The following is a 24,069-nucleotide window of genomic DNA, read 5'->3' on the forward strand; positions in this document are numbered from 1 at the left end:
GGATTTGACGTGAACGCACATACACAAACGAAACGTCCTCGCGACCCGCGGCTCGATTTTTTTCGCGGGATCGGGATGTTCATCATCTTCATCGCCCATGTGCCGTGGAACTGGTGGACGCTTTGGATCCCTGCACGTTTCGGCTTTTCCGACGCGACCGAGATTTTTGTTTTCTGTTCCGGCATGGCGTCTGCCCTGGCGTTCGGCAAGACGTTCGATGTCTATGGATGGGGCATTGGTGCGGCACGTGTCGTGCAACGCATGTGGCAGGTCTACTGGGCTTTTATCGGCCAGTTCCTGATCATCGCGGTCGTACTGGTCATGGTGCACGAAAGCGGCTTCCTGAACGACTGTTGCGGCCTGACCCAGGACTACGTCAACTCGCTGAACCTATGGCATCTCTACAACAAGACGGAGATTGCCCTGCCCGGCCTCATGACGATGACCTGGGTGCCGAACTATTTCGACATCCTGCCGATGTACGTCGTGATCCTGGCTCTGATGCCGGCCATCATGCTGATCGCCCGTTATTCCGTGCCTGGTGCGTTCGCCTTTTCATTCGGGCTCTGGCTCGCCTCGCAGTTCGGCCTGCTGGACCTTCCGGCCGAGCCTTGGTCGGAGCGCAAGTGGTTCTTCAATCCGTTTGCCTGGCAAATGCTGTTCTTCACCGGGTTCGCGTTCATGCGCGGCTGGATCCCGGCACCGCCGGTCAGCCGGAACCTGATCCTGGCCGCTCTCGCGATCATCCTGATCACGGTTCCCTTCGCCTATTTCCGCGTTCACAGCGAGAACCATCTGGACGTTGTCTGGGCGCGCGAAGTGCGCGAGGCAATCAGACCGCTCTGGGTCAAGACCGAGTTCGGCATCCTGCGCTATGTCCATTTCCTGGCGCTGGCCTATGTCGCCTGGGTGGCCGCCGGCGAACACGGGAAATACCTCCTCGGCCACGGCGCGCTGTGGGGCGGTTTTGTCCGGGTCGTCCAGAAGGTGGGCCAACAGTCCCTTGCGGTCTTCATGGCGAGCCTCGTGATTGCCCAGACGGTCGCGATCCTTCGTGACATGGCCTGGGCACGCGGTGAGTGGACGGCGCAGATCTACACCAATTTCGGCGGCTTCCTGGCCCTGATCGCGGTTGCATATGTGGTTGCCTGGTTCAAAGGCCAGCCCTGGCGCAAACCGCCTGCTGTCTCCGGATCATCATCCGCAAAAGCGCAAGGGTCTTCCCCGCAGACAAGCGGATCGGCAAGCGCTGAAGATACCGCTCCGAAATCGAAAGACCCGGCGCTCGTTTAGCATGTGTGCCATTCAAAGACCTGAGTCCACTTGAGGGGCTGCATCGGTCGGGTGTCAGCACCCCGAAAATAAAACTGCCCTGACCGCTTGGCGATCAGGGCAGTTTCATTATCGGTTACTGCTGAAACCGTTTTGGAATCAGCCACCGAAGTCGTCGAGCATGATATCTTCGCGATCGACGCCCAGCTCAAGCAGCATGTTGATGACCGACGAGTTCATGATGGGCGGTCCGCACATGTAGAACTCGCAGTCCTCCGGTGCCGGGTGGTTCTTCAGATATTCGTCGTAAAGCACGTTGTGGATGAAGCCGGTGTAGCCGGTCCAGTCGTCTTCCGGCAGCGCATCCGACAGCGCCACGTGCCAATCGAAGTTCTCATTTTCAGCCGCCAGTTCGTCGAAGTCCTCGACGAAGAACATTTCGCGCTTGGAGCGTGCGCCGTACCAGAAACTGATCTTGCGCTTCGACTTCAGACGCTTGAGCTGATCGAAGATGTGGCTGCGCATCGGCGCCATGCCTGCACCACCGCCGATGAACACCATTTCCTTTTGGGTCTCGCGAGCGAAGAACTCGCCGAACGGACCGGAGATGGTGACCTTGTCGCCCGGTTTCAGGTTGAAGATGTAGCTCGACATCTTGCCCGGAGGGATGCCTGCCGAACCCGGGGGCGGAGACGCCACACGCACATTCAGCATGATGATCCCCTTTTCCTCAGGGTAGTTCGCCATGGAATAGGCGCGCTCGAGCGGCTCGGAAACGACGGATTCAAACTGCCAGAGATTGAAGCGGTCCCAATCGCCCCGGTAGTCTTCCTCGACATCGAAATCGGTGTATTTGAGGGCGTGTTGCGGGGCCTCGATCTGGATATAGCCGCCCGCGCGGAAGTTGACGTCTTCGCCTTCCGGCAACTCCAGAACCAGCGCCTTGATGAAGGTCGCCACGTTCTCGTTGGAGCGAACGGTGCACTCCCATTTCTTGACCCCGAAGACTTCCTCGGGAACCTCGATCTCCATGTCCTGCTTGACGGCAACCTGGCACGACAGGCGATCGCCACAAGCCGCTTCGCGCTTGGTGATGTGGCTTTCCTCTGTCGGCAGGATCGAGCCGCCACCGGAGAAGATCTTGACCCGGCACTGGGCGCAGGTTCCACCGCCGCCGCAGGCGGACGGCACGAAGAGCTTCTGTTCAGCAAGGGTCTGCAGCAGCTTTCCGCCGGCGGGGACGGAGATCGTCTTCTCGCCGTTGATGCTTATGTTGACATTGCCGGTCGACACGAGCTTGGAACGCGCGCCGAGAATGATCGTGACAAGCGCCAGCACGATCAGGGTAAAGAGCAGAATGCCGAGTCCGAATGTGGCCACAAGGCTCTCCCGTTACAGTTTGACGCCGCTGAAGGACATGAAGGCGAGCGCCATCAGCCCGGCAGTGATGAAAGTAATACCAAGCCCCTGAAGCCCTTCAGGAATGTCGGAATATTTCAGTTTTTCCCGGACACCGGCCATCGCCGTGATTGCCAGCGCCCATCCGAAACCGGAGGAAAGGCCATACGTGACCGACTCGGTGAAATCGTAATCGCGTTCCACCATGAACAGCGAACCGCCCAGGATCGCGCAGTTCACCGTGATCAACGGAAGAAACACACCGAGCGCGTTGTAGAGCGGCGGGAAGTACTTATCGAGCACCATCTCCAGGATCTGCACCAGGGCCGCAATCACGCCGATATAGGAGATCAGACCGAGGAAGGTCAGGTCGACATCGCTGAACCCCGCCCAGGCGAGCGCGCCGGGCGCAAGCAGATAGTTGAGGATGATGTTGTTGGCCGGAACCGTGATCGACTGAACGATCATGACCGAAATGCCGAGGCCGATCGCGGTCGAGATCTTCTTCGATACGGCGATGAAAGTGCACATGCCCAGGAAGAAGGACAGTGCGAGGTTCTCGACGAAGATCGCCTTGACGGCAAGGGAGACCAGATGTTCCATCAGTGCGCGTCCACCACCTGGATCTTGTATTCGGGTTCCTCGACCTGTTCAGGCTTCCAGGTCCGGAACGCCCAGATCAGCAGTCCGATGATGAAGAAGGCCGATGGCGGCAGCAGCAGCATGCCGTTGGGAACGTACCAGCCGCCATTGTTCACGGTCTGCAGGATGTTGAACCCGAAGAGGCTGCCTGCGCCGAAGAGTTCGCGAATGAAGCCGACCAACATCAGGATCAGACCGTAGCCCAGGCCGTTGCCAACACCGTCGATGAAGGAGGCCACCGGCGGGTTCTTCATGGCGAAGGCTTCCGCTCGGCCCATGACGATGCAATTGGTGATGATCAGGCCCACAAAGACCGAGAGGGTCTTCGAGATCTCGAAGGCATAGGCTTTCAGGACCTGGTCCACGATGATCACGAGAGAGGCGATGATCACCATTTGCACGATGATCCGGATCGAGCCCGGGATGTGATTGCGCAACATCGAGATGAACATCGACGAGAAACCGGTCACCAGGGTCACCGCGATCGCCATCACGAACGAAACCTGCAGCGACGAGGTCACGGCGAGGGCAGAACAGATCCCCAGAACCTGCAATGTGATGGGATTGTTGTCGACCAGTGGATCGATCAGCATCTGTCTTCTGGTCTGCGCCATCAGATTTCTCCTGCTTGCAGTTTGGCCAGGAAGGGCGCATAGCCCGCCTCGCCCATCCAGAAACGCACGAGGTTATCAACGCCAACCGACGTTAGCGTTGCGCCTGCCAGCGCGTCCACATGATATTCTTCGCCCTGCGGCGGCGCCGTCTTGGCAACGGTGATGAGCAGATTGCCGCTGTCATCGGCAAGCTTCTTGCCGTTCCACAGGGCCTTCCAGCGCGGATTGTCGACTTCCGCACCCAGCCCCGGCGTTTCCGCGTGCTGGTAGAACTGCAATCCGTAAATGTCGTTGCCGTTCGCCTCGAGCGAAATGAAACCGTAAAGCGTCGACCAAAGACCGTAGCCGTGAAGCGGCAGGATCACCTTGTCCAGGCTGCCGTCTTCCTTGCGCAGCAAGTAAATCGTGACGAATTTGGACTGGCGGCCGATCGATGCGGGATCGTTCTCCAGCGCGATGGACGTTTCCGGATCGCTGGCGGCGGCAAGATCGTCAAAGGTTGCAGGATCATACGCATCCGTGAAGTCGCCGGTGGCAAGCTCCAGCACCTGCGGCTTGAACACCTTGAATGCTTCGGCAACATCCGTGCCGGGCTCATAGCGGCCGGCGACCTGCAAAATGTTGATCTGCTTGTCCTTCAGCGCGTTAACGGCCTGAAGCGGGCGCAGGGAAACGGCAGCCGCCGATACGATCATGGAGGCGACCAGGCAAAGCGACACGGCGACGAACACCGTCTTGGGAACGGAGTCGGCTGGCATGTCGAGAAACCGCCGCACAAAGCCCTTGTTCCGGCTTTTTTCGTTCTGTCCGGTGTCTTCAGGCATTTCTCTTCGCCCTGCGTTTGATGTTGGCCTGCACGACGAAATAATCGATCAGCGGCGCGAACACGTTGCCGAACAGGATCGCGAGCATCATGCCCTCCGGGAAGGCCGGGTTGATCACCCGGATCATTACCACCATGAAACCGATTAAGGCGCCGTATATGTACCGCCCAACATTGGTATGGGATGCCGAGACCGGCTCGGTGACCATAAAGGCGAGGCCGAACGCATACCCGCCGACGACCAGATGCCAGTACCAGGGCATGGCGAACATCGGATTGGTATCCGAACCGATCAGGTTGAGCAGCGTGGAAAACGCGATCATGCCCCCAAGACAGCCGACGACAAGGCGCCAGTTGGCGATCTTGGTCACGAGAAGGAAAGCAAGGCCGATCAGGCAGGCAAGGGTCGAGGTTTCGCCGATGCTGCCCTGGATGATGCCGAGGAACGAATCCATCCAGGTCATGCCTTGCGCGGCGAGCTGCGCGTAGCCATCCGATGCGGAGACGGAGAGCGCTGTTGCGCCGGAAAACCCGTCCACCGGTGTCCAGATCGTGTCGCCCGACATCTGCGCGGGATAGGCGAAATAAAGGAAGGCACGGCCCGTGAGCGCCGGGTTGAGGAAGTTCTTGCCGGTTCCGCCGAAGACTTCCTTGCCGATCACGACACCGAACACGATCCCGAGCGCGACCTGCCAGAGCGGCGCGGTTGGCGGCAGGATCAGTGCGTAAAGCATCGAGGTAACGAGAAAACCTTCGTTGACCTCATGGCCGCGCACGGTCGCGAAAACCACCTCGCAGATGCCGCCGGCGACCAGCGTGGTGATGTAGATGGGCAGGAAATAAAGCAGGCCGTGAACGAAATTCGCGAACGGATTGGCCGGATTGAACCCGATCCCAAGCGCTTCGATGATCCAGGCACGCCATCCGGATGCGCCATAGGTCGCAATCGCATGGTTTGCCTGGAAGCCGATATTGTAGAGGCCCACCAGAATGCACGGGATCGTCGCGATGACCACGTAGGTCATAATGCGCTTCATGTCGATGTAGGAACGCGCATGCGGCGCTGCGGTGGTGACCGTTTTCGGCGTGTAAAGGAAACTTTCCACCATCTCGTAGACCGGGAAGAGTTTCTCGTATTTCCCGCCCTTTACGAAAAGCGGCTCAATGCGGTCAAAGTAGCTGCGCAGACCCAAAACCTAGCCCTCTTTTTCGATCTTCGACAGGCAATCACGGAGCGCAATGCCATATTCATACTTCGCGGGGCAGGCAAAGCCTACCAGCCCGAGATCTTCTTCGTCCAGTTCCAGCGCACCAAGCGCCTGTGCCTGGTCGGTGTCCATGACGAGTAGCGCGCGCAGGAGCTGGGTCGGCAGATAGTCCTGCGGCATCAGTTCCTCGAACGTGCCGAGCGGAACCATCGCGCGGCGTCCGCCGTTCAGGTTCGAAGTCAGCGCGTAGAGTTTCTTTGAAAACGCGGAGCCCAATACGGGCTGAAAGGCGTATTTCGACGGCATCGGAAGGATCCAGCCCATCGGGATCTGTTTGTGATCCTCTTCAATCAGCGTCACTTGCCTTGCGTAGCGCCCGAGATAGGCACTCGGACCCTCGCCCAGTCGTCCGCTCAAGACGGACCCGGAAATGAGCCGCACCGGCTCGTCGCCGGTGATCTCGCCCTCGGCCAATTCTTCCATCGACGCGCCGGCAATCGTGCGTATCAACCTCGGCTTGGCACAGCGCGGACCAGACAGGGCGATCACGCGGCTCGGATCGAAATGCCCGGTTTCAAGCAACTTTCCGATTGCGATGACATCCTGGTAGCCGATGCTCCAGATCGTCCTTTCGGCGCTTGGTGCATCCAGGAAATGGATGTGCGTGCCGGCGAGGCCCGCCGGATGCGGCCCGGTAAAGCCGGCGACTTCGACGCCGGACATGGTCAAACCGGGGATTTCGGCACCGGTTTCGCAACAAAGGTAGGTTTTTCCCTCGCTCAGAGACGTGATCGCCTCAAGGCCCTTTTCGAACGCTGAGCCATTTTCGCCTATGATGATGGCCGGATCGGCCGCAAGCGGTTCGGTGTCGGTCGCGGTTACGAACAAGGCCGCCGGCCGTGCTGCCGGGTCCGGAACCTTCGAATAAGGACGCGTGCGGAACGATGTCCAGAGCCCGGAGGCGCAGAGCCGTTCCACGAGGCCGGACGTTTCACCCAGATCGCCAACACCGGAAAAGTCGACCGGGTTGGCAGCGTTGTCGTCAATGTCGATCACTACGCTGATCAGCACGCGCCGCGCACCGCGATTGATTGCCCGCACACGGCCTGCGACTGGCGACACGATCATAACGTCAGGTGTATCTTTATGGAAGAACAGGGGCGTTCCGATGCCGACGGTGTCGCCTTCCCCCACGAGCAGACGCGGCTTGAGGCCGATATAGTCTGCCGCCAGAACCGCAGCGGAATTCGTCTTTCGCTCGTCGCTGACCTCTTGTACGGGTGCTCCCGTTATCGGCAGATCAAGACCTTTTTTGAGCTTAAAGCTTTGCACGCACCCGGCCTCCAGAAAATTCTAGCCCCGCATATGCTATGTTTTTGCCGCGGTCAAAAGCACTAATTTGCCTGTGGACAAAATTTTTTGGTTGAATTGGCCGGCAAAACCAATGAAAAGCGCGAGTGCACATGCGACACATGTTGCTCATGATCTACCGGAGACTGGTACCGTGCCCACTGATATCTTATTTTCCCGGCGCAGCTTCATCCTGATGTCGCTGTCCTTGGCCGCCTGCAAGGGCGGAGCGGATATTCTGGAATTTTCCGGTTCCACGATGGGGACCGGATATTCGGTAACGGCTGTCGATCATGACCGGCAGGTGGACAAGGCCACGCTGCAAAAGGCGATCGGAAAAAGCCTTGCAAACGTCAACGCCCAGTTGTCCAACTGGGATCCGGCTTCCGAAGTTTCCCGTTTCAACGCATCGACGTCGACAGATCCCATGCAGGTATCCGATGGCCTTGCGAAGGTGGTGCAGGCTTCCAAGGACGTGAATCACGCCAGCGACGGGCAATTCGACATCACGCTCGGCCCGGTGATCGAAGCCTGGGGCTTCGGTGCCAGCAAGCCGGGCATCCACACCGAACCCGACATGCTGGTTCTTGCAGCCGCCAAAGGCTCGGCAGGCCAGACGGATGGGCTGGACGTTCAAGGCGCAACCTTGCGCAAGACACGGCCGGACACGCAGATCTACGTTCCCTCGGTCGGCAAAGGCTACGGCGTCGACCAGATCGCAGAGGTCGTCAGATCCTTCGGTCTTTCGGATTTCTTGGTCGAGATCGGCGGCGACGTCTACGTCTCAGGGCGGAATGCGGACGGCATGGAGTGGCAGATCGGCATCGAGTCGCCGAGTGCACTCTCACGCCAGACCTTCCAGGTCGCCAGTGTCTCCAATCTCGGGATGGCCACGTCCGGCGACTACCGGAACTATTTCGAGCATGACGGCAAGCGGTATTCGCACATTATCGATGCCCATACCGGCCGGCCGATCACGCACAAGACGGCGTCGGTGACCGTTCTGGCGGAAAATACGATGATGGCAGATGCCTGGTCGACCGCTCTCCTCGCTGCAGGCACGGAGCGCGGACTTGAGATTGCCAACCAGCGCGATCTGGCGGTAATGTTCATCGATCGGAAATCAGACGCGCCGAACAGCGGCTTCGTGACTGCCACAAGCAATCGCTTCAAAGCCCTCCAGGCCTGATAAAGCAACCGGGTTGAGATCCTGATGACCTTCGTTCTGGCATTTGCGCTTCTGCTTGTCGTTGTTGTCGGCATGGCAATCGGCGTGATTTTCTCCGGACGGACAATCAAGGGAAGCTGCGGCGGCCTGAACGCGATCGCAGATGCGGATCATTGCCTGGTCTGCAACAAGGAAATCGATCCGGACAGCCCATTGCGCGAACGCCTGGCCTGTCCCCGCGCACGCAAGATGCTGGCGCAAATGGATAGCTGAGGCCCGGTGGTCCGGATCAACTCGTCGCCGCGACCGGTATGAACGCCACAATGGCCAGGCAGGCGCCTGCCAGTACCCCGAAAACCCAGAGTTTCCATCTCGGCCCCTCGTTGACCCAGACACGCCGGTACTGAAAACCGGCGAAACAGGCCAGTACGAACAGGCTTGTGGCAACAAACGGGGAGAGTATCAAATCTTGCAATTTGAAGAGTTCCTTAAACAGGCATGTTTCGGCTAAGCTGACTGTCAGGTCCGCAGAGGGACAGACAAAAGGGAGCCAAAATCATGCCAAGCTCTTATCAGGCCCCGAGCCGTAAAGACAAGATGCAAGCGACAACCCACAGCCAGTCCTCGCAATCCAACACGACGAGCGAGGCGGCTTCCGTGCGCAAGATCCTCGCCTCCAAGGGACAGGAGGTTTTCGCCCTCCGCCCCCAGAACACGCTTCTGGAAGCCGCTGAAATGCTGCGGGACAAGAGAATCGGCGCGCTGATCGTCAAGGATGCCGCCGGTGAACTGCAGGGTATCCTGTCGGAACGGGACATCGTGCGCAGGCTCGCTGAGACGCCCGGGGAAACGCTGAAACAGACGGTCGGGGACATCATGACACGCGACGTGGAGGTCTGCGGTCCGGATGATCCGCTGATTTCCCTGTTGCGCAAGATGACCGAAGGACGGTTCCGGCACATGCCCGTTGTTGAAAACGGCGCTGTTGTCGGCATGGTCACAATCGGCGACGTCGTGAACTACCGGCTTACCGAACTCGAATACGAGTCCCTGCAGTTGAAGCAGTTGATCGTTGGCTGAAACGAAAACGCGGCCCGAGGAGGCCGCGTCCAAATCCTTGTTCCCGCTTCGCACCGCGTGCCGGATCAGGCTGCGCTGAAGCCACAGTCACCAGTCAGCGTCGCTGCTCAGTGCAGGGATGCCATTTCCAGTTCCGCCTCGAAGGCATTTGCAACGGCAGCTTCGCGGCTGTCCGCGAGCAGGATGGGTGTTCCGTCCGCATTCTGCAGCGCGTAGAGCGTCACGTTGTCATGCAGTGGCGGGACGTCCGGGAACATCTCCTTCAGGTCTCCGGCCTTGATCGGCTTGATGTAGGCGACGTCGCCGGTACCAAGCTCGGTCAGTTCATCCGCGGACATGAATTCGGACAAAACGGTTTGGTCGGCCCAGTCCGGGCTATTGGGATCGTGCATCAGTCTTTCTCCGTTCTTTTTGCCGACGAGGGTCTATTCGCCGCTGGAGATTTCTATTTTTCTTATCACGCGTTCCGGTTCGGGACGCGCAAGATCGATGGACAAGAGGCCATCCTTGAGGTCAGCGCCGAGGATCTCGATGCCTTCGGCCAAGACAAATGCCCGCTGAAACTGCCTGGCGGCGATGCCGCGATGCAGATATTCGCGTGACTTGTCGTCGACCTGCCTGCCGCGAATGACCAACTGGCTTTCTTCCACCGAAACATCAAGCTGTTCCCGGGTAAAGCCGGCGACCGCAAGCGTGATGCGAATGACGTCACCTCTGCCCTCGACTTTGGGAAGCCGTTCGATGTTATAGGGCGGATAGCCGTCATTGGCGGCTTTTGAAACGCGATCGAGCACACGTTCGATATCGTCGAACCCGAGCATAAACGGGCTGGAAAACGCTGACATGCGTGACATCCTCAAAGTCCTTGTCGAAGCGACCTTGCACCCGGACCCAATCAGGCATCCAGGCAGGAACCAACCGGCTCCATTCGTTAGTAAATATGGAGCCTAGTTAAAATTGATTCAAGGAGAGCGGTCATTTCCACCGGTTTCGCTGGCCTATCGGGCGGGTTTTCACAGTTCGGGACGCAAGACCGGGTCTGTTTTCAACAGCTTTCCCAGTGCGGACAGAGCCTGGCGAACGGCCGGTTCATGGCGCTCATCCTGATGCATGACAAGCCATCTTTCCGTCTGCAGGGACTCGATCGGGCCATTCAGCCGCGCGAGGTCGGCAAAAGCGTCACCGACGAATGTCGGCAACAGCATGCGCCCCGCACCCTGACGAACCAGCGGCAGCGCATGCATGGCCCTGTTCACCGTAATCGTCACCTCACCGCCGTGGTTGTCCCGTATCCAGTTGCCGGTCGGGAAATGGGCCTCATCCTCGACGACTCCGATCCAGCCGATCCCTGATCCGTCGCTGACCGACGCGGCCTGGTAGACGGCATACCGGACGGTTCCGATCTTCCTGCCCGCAAGCCATTCCTGTTTCGGGCGCCGGCTACGAACCCCGATATCGATCTGCCGCCGCGCAACATCACGGCTGCGCGGATCAGCCAGAAACTCCGGGACCCAGGGATCATCCTGCGACCAGAAGGCACCGATATTGTCCATGAGCAGCCGCGCGGTCCAGTCGCCCGCGGAGATGCGAACGCGCCTCTTCGTGCTGCCGCTGTCCCGCCATGCCGAAATCGCGCGGGCGGCGTCATCCATATCCTCAAGACGCACCAGAAGGTCACGGCCGGTCGATGTCAGCTGATAGCCGCGCGCCTCGCGCTCCACCAGCCGTACATTCAGGCTTTTTTCCAGGGAGGCGACACGCCTGCCAAGCGTTGCCGCGCTCACTCCGGTCGTCTCGGCGGCGCCAGCCAGGCCGCCTGCCTTGGCAACCGCGAGAAAGAGCCTCAGATCCTCCCAATCCATATTTTGTTTCATTTTTGAAACCTCAATTTCAATTCAAAAACATGCAGATAGATCCCATTCGTGAGAAATAATGCATCACATGCTTCTTCAAAATCAAATATGAGAGGAATTTAACGATGATAATTCCCAGTTCGCTTCTCACCACCGGGACGGATGATTGTAACGGGTGCCACGCCTGGAACGACCCGCGCAGACAGCTCTATCCGCACCATGCAGAACTCTGGCCGGAGGACCTTCCCGAGCATGTCCGCTTCGAAAGAGAGGCAAAATGGCTCCGGAAACAGAAACAGCGCGCGTGGGTGCGTTCGTTTTTCAGGCTTCGCTGGCTCGGTGCCGTGATGGCTTTTGCACGGGCACCACATTGGCCGCACCTGATGCCGGAAGATCCAATGCAGAGACGGACCGGGCAAGGCGCGGCGAAAGACCGCCGGGCCACACCGTCGTGAAAGGGCTGCGCCGGTCCGGCCCAGCTTACTCCCAAACTCAGTCGGCTCTGCCCGTCATCAGGTGACTGCCGTGCGGGTTGTCGATCACCATCTTCCAGGAACCGTCCGGTTGCCTGCGCAGGACGGCGACGGAAAGCCCCGCCGCTTCGACCGGCTTGCCTGCTGGATCGGTTCCCGTCATCTGCCAGGGCGCGATGTGAACAGCAATATCGCCTTCCACGATCACTTCGTGGCCGGAATAGGAAAACTTCGGTGAGACGGCAAGAAACTGTTCAAAGGCCAGTCTTGCACCTTTCGCATCCGAAACGGGCTTGCCCGGCTCGAACATGATCGTCTGATCCGCTTCATAGGTCTGCATCACCGTATCGAGATCACCTGCCTCGAATGAACCTGTCATTTTTCCGATAAGTGCCAGAACGTCTTGCTGATCCTGTGTCATCTTTAGTGTTCCTTCTGCATGTGCCGGAAAGGCAAGGGTTGAAACTGCCATCGCGGCCGCGGCCGCTGCTGTGTGAAGTCGATGTTTCATTGGGGTCTTCCTTCATGGATGAGGCAAAGCGGTGCCAGTCCCGCCCGTTGCCAAGCCGGTTAAGGTTTTCGGTTTCTGGCAGGTCTGTGCCGGAAGCGGTCCTAACGGCCCGGCGACAGAATTCTGGTGAGCTCGCTGCGAATGTCCTGAGGGCAGTCCCGACGCGGGACCGCCTGCTGAAGCTTGAAGGTCTTCAGATCTTCAACCACGGCACCAATCTCGTCTCTTGCATCCGCGTAGGAGAGACGCGATCCGGCCGAGTTCGGATAGGCACCGGGCTGCACCCGACCGGCCTGTATGGCAGCCGGCAGCCTTCTGGGACAGAGGCATTTCGTATTCTCGCTAACCAGCCCGCAATGTCGCGAGGTGAAGGCAATCACCTCTGCGCGGGCGCGCGACAGCCGCTTGCGGTAGGTCGCAGGCTGCAGTTCGAGGATCGCGCAGGCTTCGGACTGGTCCAGCTCAAAGACATCGCCGAGCACGTAGGCAAGCCGGAGATCCATCGACAGACACAGGAGCATCGCCATGGTGCAGGAAACCCGCAGCTCGTTCAGGAGCAGCGCCTCATCGGGCGCTTCCGGCGGATCTGCAACAAGACCCGATTCCAGATCGGCTGCGAACATTTCGAAGGTCAGGCCAGGGTCGCGGTCCCGCAGCTTTTTCGCGCTGAGGATATGACGGATGGCGATCCGGTGGGCCCAGGTGGAGAATGCGCTCTCTGCGCGGTACGTGGACAGTTTTGTCAGGATCCGGATCAGGATTTCCTGGGTCGCCTCGCTGGCATCGTCGGGATTGACCAGTATTCTGCGTGCAAGGTTGTAAATCCGGTCCTGAACGCCCTGCAGCACCTTTTCCAGGGCCACCCTGTCGCCTTGCTGTGCGGCCTTGATCACTGCCTGAGGTACATCTGCAATTGTCATTTCGCGATCCTGTTTTTCGGTCCTTCACAGTGTTAGAGGGCAGCGCAACGGAATGTGTGACATATTTTTTTGATCGGCGCGCGGCTTGCGCGAGCGGACATGAATCGTCACTCTGCGCTCCCGTTCCCAGCGTGCTGTTCAGACACGAGTTTCATATGACCCGCGACGAATTCGATGCCTTCTGCAAAAGCTTGCCTGCAACCACCCACGTGATCCAGTGGGGCAATGCATCCGTCTGGAAAGTCGGTGGCAAGATTTTCGCGATCTGCTCGCGCTGGGGCGACGGAGACCATCAGCGGATCGGGTTCAAGTGTTCGGACATGTCCTATTCGCTGCTGACCCAGCAGGAAGGCCTGATCCCTGCGCCCTATCTTGCGCGTGCGAAGTGGGTGCAGATGGAACGGGAAGGCGCGCTCACCGAAGAGGATCTGAAGGCCTACATCACCGCAGCTCACAAGATCATTGCGGGCAAGCTCACCAAAAAAGCCCGGAAAGAGCTCGGCCTTGGAGACTGACTTCACAGGCAAATGGCGCTCGCTTTCGCTCCTGATGGTCGCGGAAGTCGCCGGCATGGGTCTCTGGTTCATGTCGGCCGCGATCCTGCCGGACCTCACCCGTGAGTTTCCGATCTCCGAAATGCGGCAGGCGGCGCTCTCCAGCGCCGTCCAGATCGGGTTTGTCGTCGGCGCGCTTGCCTCCGCGCTGCTCGGGCTTGCCGACCGGATCGACCCGCGCCGGCTGTTCGCCTTTTGCGCCATCGCCGCTGCGCTGTTCAATGCAAGCCTTCTTGTTGCCGAACCGGGAGGCACCGTCTCGATCCTGGCAAGATTTGCAACGGGCGCACTGCTTGCCGGGGTCTATCCCGTCGGCATGAAGATTGCCGTCGGCTGGGGTCAGAAGGACCGCGGTTTTCTTGTCGGCGCGCTTGTAGGTGCCCTGACGCTTGGCTCGGCGGCACCGCATCTCCTGGCGCTTCTGGGCGGCGCCGACTGGCGCTGGAGCCTGACGATTGCCTCGCTTGCCTCCGCCATCGGCGGCATGCTCTGCCTGTTCGCTGGTCTCGGGCCGTTTCACGCCAAGGCCCCGCGCATGAAGATCGACGCGATTTTTTACGCCTGGACCAATGCCCGGATCCGTTATGCCTATGCCGGATATCTCGGTCACATGTGGGAGCTTTATGCGATGTGGGCCTGGATCGGCGTCGCGCTCACGCTCTCTTTTTCCGCGCATATGGCGGAAAGCGAGGCCGTATCCCTCTCCCGCCTGATCGCCTTTCTGACGATCGCGGCCGGCGGTGTCGCCAGTGTCCTCGCCGGGATTGTCGCCGACCGGGTCGGCAAGGCAAACATCGCGATCCTGGCCATGGTGGTCAGCGGCACCGCGGCGATCGCCTCGGCCCTCACCTTCGGCGGACCTGTCTGGCTGACAATCGTCTGCGTGCTTGTCTGGGGCGCGGCGATCCTGCCGGACTCCGCCCAGTTCTCAGCCCTCGTCGCCGATTACGCTCCGCCCGAACAGGCCGGCAGCCTGATGAGCTTCCAGACCGCCCTCGGGTTTGCGCTGACGTTCTTCACCGTCCAGCTCACACCGCTCGGGGCGGACCTGATCGGCTGGCCGGGCATGTTCACCCTGATGGCGATCGGGCCTGCGCTCGGGATTTTGGGCATGCTGCGGCTGAAGCGGATCGGTTGAGGGGTGGACGGCGGAACCTGCGCGCGTGGCCCATCCTTCGAGACGGTCCTTCCGGTCCTCCTCAGGATGAGGTCTTGCGGAAGAGAGGCGGAGACGCTTGCGGCACGGTCTGCCGTTGTCATCCCCGCCAAGCGCAGCGCGAGCCGGGACCGGAGAGGCAAAGGCTTCTCGGGATATGAAAACACGCGACTCGGCTCCCCGGCCCCGGATCTCACTCACGTTCGCCCGGGGTGACGATGGAAAGCCAAAATCCAGAGTTTTCAGAATACCGTGATGCGTGTTTTTTCTTGTCGTCCCTGCGAAGGCAGGGATCCAGTATCCGCTTGTCTGACCGTCTTTATCACTGGCCAACCCTACGGATTACTGGTTCCGGGTCTTGCCGCCAATGCGGCAAACCGGGAAGACAACCCGTGAGTGGTCCAGCGTGCGCGCCGGACCTTCCGGTTCTCCTCAGGATGAGGTTTTCCCACGCTCGCCTAGTCCATCACCAGCTCAAATTCCGCATAGCCGAAATCCTTGCCGTTGATCCTGAGGCCGACGGCTTGTGTTCCGCCGTAGTAGACCCGCGTGGTGATCGGCCGGATGGCGTGATCGCGGGACATGAAGACCGTCTCTCCCGGCGCAAGTTTCACCTTCGTCCATTTGAAGACTTTCGGCGCGAGCGCTCCATTGGCCTTTTTGAAATGCACCAGGTAGTCGATCACAAGCTCCTGTGTGCGCTTGCCTGATGACCTCAGCTCAGCATCGAACGAGACGGCGTCGCCATAAGCTACCCTGGGCGTTTTGATGTTCGGGCCATCCACAATGATCTTCGGCGGGTTCAGTCCGAACGCCGTCAGCGTTCCGGCGTGACCCTGCTTGATGAGCGAACGGCAGGCGTGGCGCACCAGTTTCTGCCGGTTCATGTCAGCACCCTTCAGCCAGCGTGTGGCGATCGCCGCAACAAGGTCCGGATGATCCTTGGCAATGTCATTCAGATGATTGGCGACCGACCGGCGGACATATTCTTCCGGATCGTCCTTGAGCGCTTCCAGAAGCGGCAGGGCCGGCGTCGGGTCTTCGACGAGCTGCTTCAGCCGCATGCCCCAGGGCAATCGCGGGCGGGTGCCTTCAGAGACGAGCCGGCGGACATGGACGCTGTCGTCCTTTACCCAGGGTGTCATGATGGCGAGCGCCCTGTCCTGATCCCTGTCGAGAAAGGGGCGTACCTCGAACTCGGCTGTCGCGCGCTTGGTCATTTCCTTTAAGAGCGCAAAGGACTTGTCGAAATCCTCCAGACCAAAATCCGTGACGACCATGCCGAGCGGCATCATGCCCCAGCCGCGGATTCCCGCCTCATCGCTCGCCCGGTCGACACCTTCGTTTTCCAGCGGGTGCAGGATCGCTCTCAGGATCTCGAATTTCGCATCCAGTGATTCAGGCAGGACCCTGCCGGTCTCGTCGGCGATCAGCCGGGCGCGCTGTTTCAGCTCGAGCTTGTCCAGTTCGGCCAGGATGGCAGCTTCATAGGACGCGCGGTCGAACCCTTCCAGATGCCGCTCGACATGCAGTCCCAGACACTTTACGAGGTCCGGCGAGATCTTGTTCTTGAACGGTTCCATCGGCGGTCCTTGTTTGTCGCGGTTCGGTTGCCCTGTCTTTGCCAGAAGCGGAGCGCTCGTCCCAGTCTCTTCCTGCCACTCTCCTGACAAGAACCGTCAGGATGAAATCAAAAGGCCACCCCGGTTTCCCGGAGTGGCCTTTCGAAACGGACAGCACCCTCGTTCGCTATCCGTCCAAGTTCGGGAGTGTTCAGTCGATGCGGCGTCCCGTTTCCACGTCAAAGAAATGCACGTTTTCGGCGGCAGCTTGAAGGAACAGTTTTTCGCCCGGCTCATGTTTGGCGTGGCTGGAGACCCGCACAACGATTTCCGGGCCGTCATCCACGAGATTGGCATAGAGGAAGCTTTCCGCACCGATCGGCTCCAGAACATTCACGGTCACTTCCAGTTTCACGCCATCGCCGTCATCCGGCGCATCGGTCACTTCCAGATGTTCCGGCCGGATGCCGATCGTGTAGCGGTCCCGTCCCTTGGTGTTCTGACCTGAGAGACCACCGCCTTCTTCGCCTGAAAGACCGTCTTCACCTGCCTTCACTTTCAGAAGGTTCATGGCCGGCGAGCCGATGAAACTTGCAACGAAGGTCGAGGCGGGCTTGTCATAGACATCGATCGGCGCGCCGATCTGCTCGATGTTACCGCCGTTCAGGACGATGAGGCGGTCCGCCAGGGTCATCGCCTCCAGCTGGTCGTGGGTGACGTAGACGCTGGTGGTGCCGAGCGAGCGCTGCAGACGCTTGATCTCAACGCGCATCTGGACACGCAGCTTGGCATCGAGGTTGGACAGCGGCTCGTCGAACAGGAAGGCTGCGGGTTCGCGCACGATGGCGCGGCCCATCGCAACACGCTGACGCTGGCCGCCGGACAGCTGCCGCGGCCTGCGGTCGAGAAAATCGCCGATTTCCAGAATGCGGGCGGCTTCCTTCACGCGCCGGTCGATTTCGTCCTTGGCCATGCCGCGGTTCTTCAGACCGTAAGCCAGGTTGTTGTAGACCGACATGTGCGGGTAGAGCGCGTAGTTCTGGAACACCATGGCGATGTCGCGATCGGCCGGGTCGACATCATTGACGAGACGGTCGCCGATCTTGACTTCGCCCGTCGTGATATCTTCCAGACCGGCGATCATGCGCAGCAGGGTCGACTTGCCGCAACCGGACGGACCGACAAGCACGATGAACTCGCCGTCGGCGATATCGATGGAGACACCTTTGACGGCCTCCACATCGCCCGCATAGACCTTCCGGACGGCGTCGAGAGTAATCGTTGACATAAGTTACCTCTAGTTTCTCACTTGTCGCTCTCGACGAGTCCCTTGACGAACCAGCTCTGGAAAATGACCACGATGAGCACCGGCGGTACGATTGCCAGGATCGCCAGCGCCATCGCCTCGTTGAAGGCCGGGATCTGGGCCCCGACCCAGACCTGCAGAATCTGCTTGATGCCGCGCACCAGGGTGAACAGGCTTTCATCCGTCGTCATCAGGGTCGGCCACAGATATTGGTTCCAGCCGAAGACGAACATGATGATGAAGATCGCCGCGATCATGGTCTGCGACAGCGGCACCAGGATATCCTTGAAGAATTTCCACGGGCCGGCACCGTCGATACGCGCTGCTTCCAGAAGTTCATCTGGAACCGACAGGAAGAACTGCCGGAAGAAGAAGGTCCCCGTCGCCGACGCGATCAGCGGGACGATCAGTCCCGAATAGGTGTTCACCATGCCGAGTTGCTGGACGATTTCGTAAGAAGGCAGAATGCGGACTTCAAGGGGAAGCAGCAGGGTCGCGAAGATGACCCAGAAGCAGAGCGAGGCCATCGGGAACCGGAAATAGACGATGGCGTAAGCCGCAAGCATGGAAATGATGATCTTGCCGATTGCAAAGCCGAGGCCGAGGATCATCGAGTTCTTGAGCATCACGAAGCCGTCGACTTCCTTGGTGAAGCCACCGGCCTGGAACAGGACCGTTTCGTAGTTTTCGAGGAACTTGCCGCCGGGAAGGAACTGGACGCCTTCCTTGTAGACCGTGATGGCATCGTGCGTGCTCGTCATGAGGGTCAGAACGACCGGCGAGACCATGAAGAAAACGCCGACAAGCAGAATGACGTGGTCCCAGATCTGGTTCTTTTTCATTTCCGGCTCCTCACGTGTAGTGCACACGCCGCTCGATCAAGCGGAACTGTATGATTGTCAGGATGAACACAAGGGCCATCAGGATGACGGACTGCGCCGACGACCCGCCGAGGTCATTGCCCCGGAAACCGTCGAGATAGACCTTGTAGACAAGGGTTACCGGGTTGTTGCCCGGCTCGCCCTTCACCATCACGTCGATGATGCCGAACGTGTCGAAGAAGGCATAGGTGATGTTGATGATCAGCAGGAAGAACCCGGTCGGTGCCAGAAGCGGGAACGTGACGGTCCAGAACCTGCGCATGCCGGAGCGGCAATCGATGCTGGCCGCTTCCTGAACGGATTTGGATATGCCCTGCAGGCCGGACAGGAAGAAGATGAAATTGACCGGGATCTGTTTCCAGACGGAGGTGACGATCATGGCGAAGCTGGTGTCGAAATAGTCGACGCCGATCTGCATCCTCCAGCCGAACATCGCGAAGAAATCGACGATCGGCCCGACATGCTGGTCAAACAACAGGACACCGATCAGGCCGGCCACCGGAGGCGCAACCGCGTAGACCCACATCAGCAGCGTCTTGTAGCTGGACGCGCCGCGAATGACCTTGTCCGCCTTGACTGCCAGCAAAAGAGCGATGCCAAGCGACAGGAAGGTGACGAAAAACGTGAAGACGGCGGTAAAGCGCGCAACCCTGCCATAGTCGGAAGAGGTCAGCGTGTCGGTGAAGTTGTCGATGCCGACAAAGGTCGACCCGAAGCCGAAAGGATCTTCAAGATAAAAGGACGAGCGCACCGCCTCGGCCGCCGGCCACAGGAAGAAGATCGTCACGATTGCCAACTGCGGAAGAAGAAGCAGATAGGGCAGCAACGGGGACTTGAACTGGACTTTTTTCATATGGCCGCGACCTGATTGTTGCTCGACCGCCGGGAGCGGGAAAGCGGGCTGTCACCAGGCCGGCCCGCTTCATGAGCATGGAAATGGGGGCGCAGGTGATGCGCCCCCAAGGACAAGTGGTCCGTCCGGCTCAGTTGCCGGTGGTCTTGGAGAAACGCTCAAGAAGCTTGTTGCCTTCGCCTTCGATGGTAGCAAATGCGTCTTCAACAGAGGTTTCACCGGACAGGATCTTGCCGTACTCGCGGTTCATGACGTCGCGGATCTGAACGTAGAAGCCCATGCGGTAGCCCTTGGTCCAGTCGCCGCCCGGCAGGGTCAGCTGCTTGATGCCGATTTCAGCGGCCGGGGTGCTTTCATAGTAGCCGTCTTTCTTGGCCATGTCGTAGGCAGCGGTCGTGATCGGCACATAACCGGTTTCCTTGTGCCACATGTACTGGACTTCCGGAGAGGTCAGGTACTCGTAGAAGGACGCAACGCACTTGTTCTCTTCTTCCGGCTTGCCGGCCATCGCGAAGAGGGCTGCACCGCCGATGAACGTGCCGGTGCCAGCGCCGTCAACCGCATCCCAGTAAGGCAGATAAGTCGCGGAGAACGGGAACTCGACGGTTTTCTGGATGCCGCCGAAGGAGCCCGAAGACCCGAGCCACATGGCGACCTTGCCTTCGTTGAACGGGGTCTGGTTGTCGCCCCAGCCGGTGCCGTAGTAGCCGAACATGCCGTCGTCCAGCCAACCCTTCACCTTGGTGAAGTGGTTCTTGATCGGCTCACCGAAAACCAGCTTGGTGTCGGCGGTTCCGTCGTAACCGTTGTTGTTGGTCGCGAACTGCAGATTATGACGCGACTTGAAGTTCTCGGTGAAGATCCACGGCAGGTGGGACTGGGCGAGCGGTACGTAACCGGCTTCCTTAAGCTTCGGAGCGATCGCTTCGAACTCTTCCCAGGTCTTGGGAGCTTCAACACCGGCTTTTTCCAGAGCGTCCACATTGTAGTAGAGGATTGGGGTGGAAGAGTTGAACGGCATGCCGATCATCTTGCCGTCGCTGTCAGCGTAGAAATAGCGAACGCCGTCAATGTAATCTTCGATATCGAAGCCCGCACCCGAGGTTTCAAGAATGTCCTGAGCCGGGATCACCGCACCCTTGGCACCGATGATGGTCGCTGCGCCCGCATCGAAGACCTGAAGGATGTTCGGCTGTTCGCCTGCACGGAAAGCGGCGATGCCGGAGGTCAGCGTCTCTTCGTATGTGCCCTTGTAGACCGGGGTGATCTTGCAGGCACTCTGGTCAGCATTGAAGCCGTTTGCGATGTCGACAACGACTTCGCCGAGACGACCGCCCATTGCGTGCCACCAGGCGATGTCGGTCGCCGCATAAGAAGCGGAGGAAGTCCCCAGAAGGGCGGCCGCAGCAACGAAGCTGGCGACGGTCTTACGATAAGCCATGTTTGTTTGCTCCCACATTGGAGGGCGATATGCCCCGGTCAGCAGTTTGTTCTCACGGTGCTGCAATGGCTTTGCGGGCACCAGAAACGATAACGCCTGCGTTTCGTATTGTTTTCATATGAACGTTGTATGACGCTCATATGAACATTTAAACACGCCTTAACCGCGTCCGCAATCGAGAACGGACTTTACTTTGCCCCTACATGGCGGCAGTCCGGCGAACGAAGGTTTTCGCGGTCGCATTTTGATGAAAACTGACGAAGCGGCCACCTCGGCATTTGCCTCCGGTACCGCACTTTTACCCCTGAGCACCTCTTGTTTTCACCAAAGATTAGTCGGCTTACATGACGCTTCAGCGGCGCTTGCATGAAGAAGCAATGACAGTTCGTTACGGTGCTGAATCGACGGAGTTTTTCAATCACATACGCCTGGTGCGCATGAATACGATTCGCGCTGTATGAAATCCGGCTTTGACGCCAGCCCTGTTGGCCTTATGTTCAACAGGGACCGTTTAACCCGATGCCATTTCTGCCAGATCATGTCCCTGCCGTTTTCCTCCGCCTTTCCGCTGAAACGCGCCCGTGCCCATGAAGTGTGCGGCGAAGGCGGACTGGTCTTTGCCGCGATCACGGCCGGCCAGGCAAGCGGTGCTGTCGTCTGGGTGTCGGAACGCTGGCGGCCCGTGATCAATCCGGAAGGGCTTGCGCCCTATTGTGATCCGGGCAAGCTCCTGATCACCCGTGCGGATACGCCGCTCAACGTCCTTGCCAGCGCGGAAACCGCGCTCAGGTCCGGGGCGGCCGGGCTTGTGGTCGCCGAGATCACCGACCCGATCGGGCTGACGGAGGGCCGCAGGCTGCAGCTCGCCGCCGAAACCGGGGGCACGACGGCGCTGCTTCTGGTTCCCGAAGGCGGTGGCAGCAACGCCGCGGAGACAAGATGGCGCTGCACCGGCTTGCCCGCTTCCGGCACGCATGGCCAGGGCATGCCCCCGTCAACCGGCCCTTGGCAAAATGACCACGACTCGACTCCCTGGCTGTGGTCGATTATAAAGAACAAAACAGGAACATTATCTGAATGGGTAGTGCGTTGGGATGCAGCGGCGCATCGTGTCATTGTGGTTTCCGAGGCTGGCGGCTGAGCGTTCGCTCCGCGCCAATCCCGTTGACGCGCCCTTTGCCCTGACCCTTTACGACCGCAATTCCGAACGCGTCTACGACCTGTGTCCGCGCGCGGAAAGCGCGGGTCTCAACAGGGGCATCACGCTTGTTCATGCCAGAAGCTTCTGCCCGGGGCTGCTGACCCGGCCCGCCGACCCGAAGGCCGACCAGCGGTTTCTGCGGCTGCTGGCCCGGTGGGCGACCCGTTACTGTCCCTGGGTCGGGCTCGACGGGCTGAACGGCCTGTTTCTGGACATCACCGGCTCGGCACATCTGATGGGGGGCGAAGCTCCCCTGCTTGACGATATCCGCGCCCGCCTTGCCCGGGCCGGTCTCACCGCCCGGCTCGGTCTTGCCTCCACCCCGGGCACCGCCTGGGCGCTTGCCCGTTTTGCCGAAGGCATCGCCGAACCGGTCGAAACGCTCGCCCGTATAGGGCCTCTGCCGCTGGCGGCCCTGCGCCTTGCCGACCAGACCTGCACCAGCCTGGAGCGGCTCGGCATTGCCACCGTCTCCGATCTCCACAACCTGCCGCGGGCAAGCGTGGCGCGGCGCTACGATCCGGAGGTGCTGCGCCGCCTCGACCAGGCCCTCGGCAATCTTCCCGAACAGATCTCTCCCTTGAAGGAAGATCTCAGTTTCGCCGTGCGCATGACCCTGCCCGACCCGATCGGCCTTGTGGACGACGTCATGGCCGGGGCGGAACGGCTGATCGGCCATCTGTGCGAGCAACTGGACACGGCCCAGAAAGGCGCCCGCAGCCTGAAACTGACCTTCCGCAGAGTGGACCAGGAAAACCAGGCGGTCGAACTGCGCCTGGCGCGGCCGATGCGCGACGGCGATCGGATGCTGGCCCTTTTCGAACGCGGGGTCAGTGCGGTCGATGCAGGCTACGGCATCGACATGATCCGCCTGGAAGCCATCCAGGTGGAAGATCTCGGGCCTCGTCAGCTGACCCCGTCGCAGACCCTGGAAAAGGACAGTCTGGCCGATCTCATCACCCAGCTCGGCAACCGGATCGGACTGGAAAATATCCAGCGTTTCACCCCGGTCGACAGCCATATCCCGGAACGCAGTTTCAAGCTGGTGCCTGCGGCCTACAGCATGCCGGCCCGCTCGTGGCCATACCGGCGTCCACGCCCGTTGCGTCTGTTTCCTCCCGAACCGATCACCGGGGCCGGCACCACCCCGCCGCCGCGCTTCCGCTGGCGCGGCCGCGTCCTGACGACGCTTCAGGCCGAAGGTCCGGAACGGATCACGCCCGCCTGGTGGGAAGGCGACGACGACTGGACACGGGGCCTGCGCGACTACTGGCGCGTCGCCACGGGACAGGGCCAACGCCTGTGGCTGTTCCACACGCCGCAGAACCCCGGCTGGTATGTGCAAGGGGAGTTCGGCTGATGTGTCTCTGCGCTCGATCACTTTCTTCCCGCCGTCCGGACCCTGAGCCGGGACCTCCTTGTGAGAGACCCTGGAGATGGCCCCGGCTCAAGGCCGGGGCGGCGTATCGGGTGAGCTTCCTTTCCATGAATGTAATCCCCGGCTTGATCGGGGGGCCAATCTACAAACCCGCAAATCCGGCCCTGGTTTCAGGGCACGCCCAAGCGGCAAAGCGGTGGTCCAGAAAAACCGTTTCTGGAAACGAGTGGATCCCCGATCAAGCCGGGGATGACGATGGAGAGGCGGAGGCAACCCGGATAATGCCTGCCCAAGCGCCCTGCCCGCCCCGGAAGCCGCCGCGCAAATCCTCCCTCATCCAGAGGAAGCGCGTAGCGCTGTCTCGAAGGACGTACGGCGAGTTCAGAACCGTCAGGCCCATCCTTCGAGACGGACCTCACGATCCT

26 protein-coding genes are annotated in these 24,069 nt (G+C 60.0%); 9 read left to right on the plus strand and 17 right to left on the minus strand.

Annotated elements, in window-relative coordinates; all coding sequences use genetic code 11:
- Window positions 1–75 precede the first annotated feature (75 nt).
- On the plus strand, window positions 76–1,293 hold the full coding sequence (locus RDA78_RS03260; RefSeq protein ID WP_434053933.1) for an OpgC family protein: 1,218 nt from the start codon (window positions 76–78) through the stop codon (window positions 1,291–1,293).
- A 138-nt stretch (window positions 1,294–1,431) separates the two neighbouring features.
- Here the strand turns inward: RDA78_RS03260 and nqrF are convergent, their stop codons facing one another.
- From nqrF to RDA78_RS03290, 6 genes are read right to left on the minus strand one after another with little or no spacing between them, the layout of a single operon-like run.
- Window positions 1,432–2,652, minus strand: a complete 1,221-nt coding sequence (nqrF, locus tag RDA78_RS03265) for an NADH:ubiquinone reductase (Na(+)-transporting) subunit F (RefSeq protein ID WP_434053934.1) — start codon at window positions 2,650–2,652, stop codon at window positions 1,432–1,434.
- Window positions 2,653–2,664: 12 nt separating this feature from the next.
- Entirely contained in the window at window positions 2,665–3,273 is a 609-nt protein-coding gene (gene nqrE, locus RDA78_RS03270) for an NADH:ubiquinone reductase (Na(+)-transporting) subunit E (protein WP_306144497.1), read from the minus strand.
- Window positions 3,273–3,926, minus strand: coding sequence for an NADH:ubiquinone reductase (Na(+)-transporting) subunit D (locus RDA78_RS03275; protein WP_420335378.1), 654 nt, complete (start codon window positions 3,924–3,926; stop codon window positions 3,273–3,275). Before RDA78_RS03275 ends, nqrE begins: the two co-directional genes overlap by 1 nt.
- A complete protein-coding gene (locus RDA78_RS03280; protein WP_434053935.1) occupies window positions 3,926–4,750 on the minus strand; it encodes a Na(+)-translocating NADH-quinone reductase subunit C in 825 nt (274 codons plus the stop codon). Before RDA78_RS03280 ends, RDA78_RS03275 begins: the two co-directional genes overlap by 1 nt.
- Window positions 4,743–5,942 carry an NADH:ubiquinone reductase (Na(+)-transporting) subunit B gene (locus RDA78_RS03285; protein WP_434053936.1) on the minus strand — a complete coding sequence of 400 codons (1,200 nt, stop codon included), beginning with the start codon at window positions 5,940–5,942 and terminating at the stop codon, window positions 4,743–4,745. The genes RDA78_RS03280 and RDA78_RS03285 overlap by 8 nt, the downstream gene beginning before the upstream one ends.
- A 3-nt stretch (window positions 5,943–5,945) precedes the next feature.
- Window positions 5,946–7,289, minus strand: a complete 1,344-nt coding sequence (locus tag RDA78_RS03290) for a Na(+)-translocating NADH-quinone reductase subunit A (protein ID WP_434053937.1) — start codon at window positions 7,287–7,289, stop codon at window positions 5,946–5,948.
- A gap of 172 nt (window positions 7,290–7,461) precedes the next feature.
- Here RDA78_RS03290 and RDA78_RS03295 point away from each other — a divergent pair, with 172 nt between their 5' ends.
- Together RDA78_RS03295 and nqrM are read left to right on the plus strand one after the other, a co-directional pair.
- Window positions 7,462–8,496: an FAD:protein FMN transferase gene (locus RDA78_RS03295; protein WP_434053938.1), complete on the plus strand. Its 1,035-nt coding sequence runs from the start codon at window positions 7,462–7,464 to the stop codon at window positions 8,494–8,496.
- A gap of 24 nt (window positions 8,497–8,520) precedes the next feature.
- Window positions 8,521–8,748 (plus strand): (Na+)-NQR maturation NqrM, encoded by a 228-nt coding sequence (gene nqrM / locus RDA78_RS03300; protein WP_434053939.1) that lies wholly within the window; start codon window positions 8,521–8,523, stop codon window positions 8,746–8,748.
- Between the two features lie 16 nt (window positions 8,749–8,764).
- Here the strand turns inward: nqrM and RDA78_RS03305 are convergent, their stop codons facing one another.
- On the minus strand, window positions 8,765–8,950 hold the full coding sequence (locus tag RDA78_RS03305) for a hypothetical protein (RefSeq protein WP_434053940.1): 186 nt from the start codon (window positions 8,948–8,950) through the stop codon (window positions 8,765–8,767).
- Window positions 8,951–9,033: 83 nt separating this feature from the next.
- Here RDA78_RS03305 and RDA78_RS03310 point away from each other — a divergent pair, with 83 nt between their 5' ends.
- The gene (locus tag RDA78_RS03310) at window positions 9,034–9,555 is read left to right on the plus strand and encodes a CBS domain-containing protein (protein WP_434053941.1); all 522 of its coding nucleotides are present in this window, start codon (window positions 9,034–9,036) and stop codon (window positions 9,553–9,555) included.
- A gap of 107 nt (window positions 9,556–9,662) precedes the next feature.
- Here the strand turns inward: RDA78_RS03310 and RDA78_RS03315 are convergent, their stop codons facing one another.
- The 3 genes from RDA78_RS03315 to RDA78_RS03325 form a co-directional block, all read right to left on the minus strand.
- Entirely contained in the window at window positions 9,663–9,947 is a 285-nt protein-coding gene (locus RDA78_RS03315) for a DUF1150 family protein (RefSeq protein ID WP_434053942.1), read from the minus strand.
- Window positions 9,948–9,980: 33 nt separating this feature from the next.
- Entirely contained in the window at window positions 9,981–10,409 is a 429-nt protein-coding gene (locus tag RDA78_RS03320; RefSeq protein WP_306144507.1) for an Hsp20 family protein, read from the minus strand.
- Window positions 10,410–10,568: 159 nt separating this feature from the next.
- The gene (locus RDA78_RS03325) at window positions 10,569–11,429 is read right to left on the minus strand and encodes a LysR family transcriptional regulator (protein ID WP_434053943.1); all 861 of its coding nucleotides are present in this window, start codon (window positions 11,427–11,429) and stop codon (window positions 10,569–10,571) included.
- 104 nt (window positions 11,430–11,533) lie between these two features.
- On the opposite strand from RDA78_RS03325, the gene RDA78_RS03330 reads away from it, so the two are divergent.
- Complete coding sequence (locus RDA78_RS03330) at window positions 11,534–11,863, plus strand: hypothetical protein (RefSeq protein WP_434053944.1); 330 nt, start codon at window positions 11,534–11,536, stop codon at window positions 11,861–11,863.
- A 37-nt stretch (window positions 11,864–11,900) separates the two neighbouring features.
- Here the strand turns inward: RDA78_RS03330 and RDA78_RS03335 are convergent, their stop codons facing one another.
- On the minus strand, window positions 11,901–12,392 hold the full coding sequence (locus RDA78_RS03335; RefSeq protein WP_434053945.1) for a YybH family protein: 492 nt from the start codon (window positions 12,390–12,392) through the stop codon (window positions 11,901–11,903).
- A gap of 101 nt (window positions 12,393–12,493) precedes the next feature.
- Window positions 12,494–13,312: an RNA polymerase sigma factor gene (locus tag RDA78_RS03340; RefSeq protein WP_434053946.1), complete on the minus strand. Its 819-nt coding sequence runs from the start codon at window positions 13,310–13,312 to the stop codon at window positions 12,494–12,496.
- Between the two features lie 155 nt (window positions 13,313–13,467).
- Between RDA78_RS03340 and RDA78_RS03345 the strand changes: the two genes are divergently transcribed.
- Both RDA78_RS03345 and RDA78_RS03350 read left to right on the plus strand, forming a co-directional pair.
- The gene (locus RDA78_RS03345) at window positions 13,468–13,827 is read left to right on the plus strand and encodes an MmcQ/YjbR family DNA-binding protein (RefSeq protein WP_434053947.1); all 360 of its coding nucleotides are present in this window, start codon (window positions 13,468–13,470) and stop codon (window positions 13,825–13,827) included.
- The gene (locus RDA78_RS03350; RefSeq protein ID WP_434053948.1) at window positions 13,817–15,004 is read left to right on the plus strand and encodes an MFS transporter; all 1,188 of its coding nucleotides are present in this window, start codon (window positions 13,817–13,819) and stop codon (window positions 15,002–15,004) included. The genes RDA78_RS03345 and RDA78_RS03350 overlap by 11 nt, the downstream gene beginning before the upstream one ends.
- Window positions 15,005–15,480: 476 nt before the next feature.
- Here RDA78_RS03350 and RDA78_RS03355 read toward each other — a convergent pair whose 3' ends face one another.
- From RDA78_RS03355 to RDA78_RS03375, 5 genes are all read right to left on the minus strand, one after another.
- Window positions 15,481–16,605: a DNA alkylation repair protein gene (locus RDA78_RS03355; RefSeq protein WP_434053949.1), complete on the minus strand. Its 1,125-nt coding sequence runs from the start codon at window positions 16,603–16,605 to the stop codon at window positions 15,481–15,483.
- Between the two features lie 190 nt (window positions 16,606–16,795).
- Window positions 16,796–17,872, minus strand: coding sequence for a sn-glycerol-3-phosphate import ATP-binding protein UgpC (locus RDA78_RS03360; RefSeq protein ID WP_434053950.1), 1,077 nt, complete (start codon window positions 17,870–17,872; stop codon window positions 16,796–16,798).
- Window positions 17,873–17,889: 17 nt separating this feature from the next.
- Window positions 17,890–18,732 (minus strand): sn-glycerol-3-phosphate ABC transporter permease UgpE, encoded by an 843-nt coding sequence (gene ugpE, locus RDA78_RS03365; protein ID WP_434053951.1) that lies wholly within the window; start codon window positions 18,730–18,732, stop codon window positions 17,890–17,892.
- 10 nt (window positions 18,733–18,742) lie between these two features.
- Entirely contained in the window at window positions 18,743–19,624 is an 882-nt protein-coding gene (locus RDA78_RS03370; protein ID WP_319385507.1) for an ABC transporter permease subunit, read from the minus strand.
- 130 nt (window positions 19,625–19,754) lie between these two features.
- Window positions 19,755–21,065: an extracellular solute-binding protein gene (locus RDA78_RS03375; RefSeq protein ID WP_434053952.1), complete on the minus strand. Its 1,311-nt coding sequence runs from the start codon at window positions 21,063–21,065 to the stop codon at window positions 19,755–19,757.
- Window positions 21,066–21,603: 538 nt separating this feature from the next.
- Here RDA78_RS03375 and RDA78_RS03380 point away from each other — a divergent pair.
- The gene (locus tag RDA78_RS03380) at window positions 21,604–22,206 is read left to right on the plus strand and encodes an ImuA family protein (protein WP_434053953.1); all 603 of its coding nucleotides are present in this window, start codon (window positions 21,604–21,606) and stop codon (window positions 22,204–22,206) included.
- Window positions 22,175–23,626, plus strand: coding sequence for a Y-family DNA polymerase (locus RDA78_RS03385; RefSeq protein ID WP_434053954.1), 1,452 nt, complete (start codon window positions 22,175–22,177; stop codon window positions 23,624–23,626). The genes RDA78_RS03380 and RDA78_RS03385 overlap by 32 nt, the downstream gene beginning before the upstream one ends.
- The last annotated feature ends 443 nt before the right edge of the window (window positions 23,627–24,069 follow it).

The organism is Roseibium sp., assembly GCF_051016195.1.
Taxonomy (GTDB): domain Bacteria; phylum Pseudomonadota; class Alphaproteobacteria; order Rhizobiales; family Stappiaceae; genus Roseibium.

Excerpts from the sequence above, each read along its gene's own strand:
- RDA78_RS03280 (WP_434053935.1), bottom strand. The coding sequence starts at position 4,750 with ATGCCTGAAGACACCGGACAGAACGAAAAAAGCCGGAACAAGGGCTTT.
- RDA78_RS03370 (WP_319385507.1), bottom strand. The coding sequence starts at position 19,624 with ATGAAAAAAGTCCAGTTCAAGTCCCCGTTGCTGCCCTATCTGCTTCTT.
- RDA78_RS03345 (WP_434053947.1), top strand. The coding sequence starts at position 13,468 with ATGACCCGCGACGAATTCGATGCCTTCTGCAAAAGCTTGCCTGCAACC.
- RDA78_RS03360 (WP_434053950.1), bottom strand. The coding sequence starts at position 17,872 with ATGTCAACGATTACTCTCGACGCCGTCCGGAAGGTCTATGCGGGCGAT.
- RDA78_RS03375 (WP_434053952.1), bottom strand. The coding sequence starts at position 21,065 with ATGGCTTATCGTAAGACCGTCGCCAGCTTCGTTGCTGCGGCCGCCCTT.
- RDA78_RS03310 (WP_434053941.1), top strand. The coding sequence starts at position 9,034 with ATGCCAAGCTCTTATCAGGCCCCGAGCCGTAAAGACAAGATGCAAGCG.
- RDA78_RS03340 (WP_434053946.1), bottom strand. The coding sequence starts at position 13,312 with ATGACAATTGCAGATGTACCTCAGGCAGTGATCAAGGCCGCACAGCAA.
- nqrM (WP_434053939.1), top strand. The coding sequence starts at position 8,521 with ATGACCTTCGTTCTGGCATTTGCGCTTCTGCTTGTCGTTGTTGTCGGC.
- RDA78_RS03355 (WP_434053949.1), bottom strand. The coding sequence starts at position 16,605 with ATGGAACCGTTCAAGAACAAGATCTCGCCGGACCTCGTAAAGTGTCTG.
- RDA78_RS03275 (WP_420335378.1), bottom strand. The coding sequence starts at position 3,926 with ATGGCGCAGACCAGAAGACAGATGCTGATCGATCCACTGGTCGACAAC.
- RDA78_RS03335 (WP_434053945.1), bottom strand. The coding sequence starts at position 12,392 with ATGAAACATCGACTTCACACAGCAGCGGCCGCGGCCGCGATGGCAGTT.
- RDA78_RS03320 (WP_306144507.1), bottom strand. The coding sequence starts at position 10,409 with ATGTCACGCATGTCAGCGTTTTCCAGCCCGTTTATGCTCGGGTTCGAC.
- RDA78_RS03330 (WP_434053944.1), top strand. The coding sequence starts at position 11,534 with ATGATAATTCCCAGTTCGCTTCTCACCACCGGGACGGATGATTGTAAC.
- RDA78_RS03325 (WP_434053943.1), bottom strand. The coding sequence starts at position 11,429 with ATGAAACAAAATATGGATTGGGAGGATCTGAGGCTCTTTCTCGCGGTT.
- RDA78_RS03260 (WP_434053933.1), top strand. The coding sequence starts at position 76 with ATGTTCATCATCTTCATCGCCCATGTGCCGTGGAACTGGTGGACGCTT.
- nqrE (WP_306144497.1), bottom strand. The coding sequence starts at position 3,273 with ATGGAACATCTGGTCTCCCTTGCCGTCAAGGCGATCTTCGTCGAGAAC.
- RDA78_RS03315 (WP_434053942.1), bottom strand. The coding sequence starts at position 9,947 with ATGCACGATCCCAATAGCCCGGACTGGGCCGACCAAACCGTTTTGTCC.
- RDA78_RS03380 (WP_434053953.1), top strand. The coding sequence starts at position 21,604 with ATGTCCCTGCCGTTTTCCTCCGCCTTTCCGCTGAAACGCGCCCGTGCC.
- ugpE (WP_434053951.1), bottom strand. The coding sequence starts at position 18,732 with ATGAAAAAGAACCAGATCTGGGACCACGTCATTCTGCTTGTCGGCGTT.